The organism is Halobacteriovorax sp., assembly GCF_041587335.1.
GTDB lineage: Bacteria > Bdellovibrionota > Bacteriovoracia > Bacteriovoracales > Bacteriovoracaceae > Halobacteriovorax.
Map to the genome: position 1 here is coordinate 1 of NZ_JBFGYP010000275.1, position 1,692 is coordinate 1,692.

The following is a 1,692-nucleotide window of genomic DNA, read 5'->3' on the forward strand; positions in this document are numbered from 1 at the left end:
CATTGAATACTTTGAAAGAATGGCAAATGAGTATCCTGGAAAAAGAGTAGAGTTTAAACGGTCTTTTGTAGATGGAGACTGTGTTATTTTGCATTGCTTACAGATTTGGCCTGAAGGTGTGAACTACGCTGGTATTGATATATTTAGATTAGATGCAGATGGTAAAATTGTTGAACACTGGGATGTCTTACAAATTATTCCTGAAAAATCTAAAAATGATAATACAATGTTCTAAATTGAAATTTAAGCAAACTGTAAACTAATCGCTCAATTGACATGAGTTACTTTTGGGACATAAGATAGTCCAATGACAAAACCAAATGAATTACATGAAAAGAAGACTAGAGATTTAATTTTACAGCAAAAAGTTAATATACTTACTCTTAAGCGCTTAACTGTTTTTAATGAAGCAGGTGAGGAAGTAAAGTTTAATACCTTCTTAGAAAATAAAACAATTACTATAATTTTCGTAAGACACTTTGGCTGTATCTCATGTAGGTCTCATGTGGATCAAATTTGGAATCTACAAAAACTACAGAAAAACCCTAATAATAAAATAATTTTCATCGGAAGTGGAAAACCATACGTCATCCAAAGCTTTAAAGAAGTCATGGGTGTTCAAGATGCAGAGATTTATACTGACCCTAGTCTTGCAACATTTGATGCCTGTGGAATGAATCGAGGGGTTATAAACTTAGTCAATACTAAGTCTCTCAGTGCAATGCTTGCTCTTAAGAAAAAAGGCTATGAGCAAGGATCCTTTAAGGATTCCGGTGTTCATAGACAGATGGGTGGAGTTGTTATTTTTAAAAAGCCAGGCCAGCTCGCTTATCATTTTGCTTCTGAACATCTTGGAGATGTTGATGATTCTAAAGAATGGCCAGTTTAAAAAAATAAAGAGGATTAAGATCTAATCCTCTTATCCTTATTCATTATAGTTCGTTACATGTTTCTTCGACAGATCTATTCTTTTCATACTTCTTAGTTTTGAAGTTATAAACATTCTTTGATTCCCAGTTCATACATAGAAGTGGATCGGCAAAGTTTATATCTGTAGGATTTAGCTCTCTTGGAATATCTTTAGTCTTATAAACACAAGTTTTAAAGATTAAGTTAGTATTCTTAGCAACAGAGTCTGAGTAAAATGAAGTAGATGGCAAATCTGATACATATAGCTTAGGATGAGTAGGGTAACGTCTAAGAACGTAGTGTTCTCCATTATCACTATATGAATTAGGGTTCTCATTCCAGCGGTAGTATTCATGACGACTGTCACTTACCTCTGAGCTATTGTAAATAGGGTCTTTATCAATCGAGTCTATTACCCACTCCTTATGAATAAACTTAGAGTAAGACCCAAAGAACTTTCTTGAGACTCCCGTGTGTACTTCAGTTGTTCCGTCCTCGTTTAATTTTTCATTATATGCGCAGCCTTTGATAAATTGAACGATTGCATAATCTTCTAGATGCTTAACATCTTCAGTTTCATAGGCAATGTAGGCATTTGATCCATAAGACTTCTCTGATTGTCTTGTAACAATATAGTCGCTAACTTTTAGACTTAGACTCTTTAGCGTACATGAGTCTGTTGCTTCACAGTCTTTATTTACTAAGGTTTTATTCTTTACAACTTTTCTTTGAACTCCAGCACTTACGTTTAAGCTTGCTAGAACTAGCAGTAATGATATTGAA

3 protein-coding genes are annotated in these 1,692 nt (G+C 34.0%); 2 read left to right on the forward strand and 1 reads right to left on the reverse strand.

All coding sequences use genetic code 11. From position 1 onward, the window contains the following. Both ABX784_RS17370 and ABX784_RS17375 read left to right on the forward strand, forming a co-directional pair. Positions 1-235, forward strand: a 235-nt coding sequence (locus ABX784_RS17370; protein WP_372656320.1) for a nuclear transport factor 2 family protein, incomplete at its 5' end; no start/stop codon positions are given. Positions 236-307: 72 nt separating this feature from the next. Then, entirely contained in the window at positions 308-889 is a 582-nt protein-coding gene (locus ABX784_RS17375; RefSeq protein WP_372656321.1) for an AhpC/TSA family protein, read from the forward strand. 43 nt (positions 890-932) lie between these two features. Here ABX784_RS17375 and ABX784_RS17380 read toward each other — a convergent pair. Then, positions 933-1,692: hypothetical protein (locus ABX784_RS17380; protein ID WP_372656322.1), on the reverse strand; the 760-nt coding region annotated here is incomplete at its 5' end.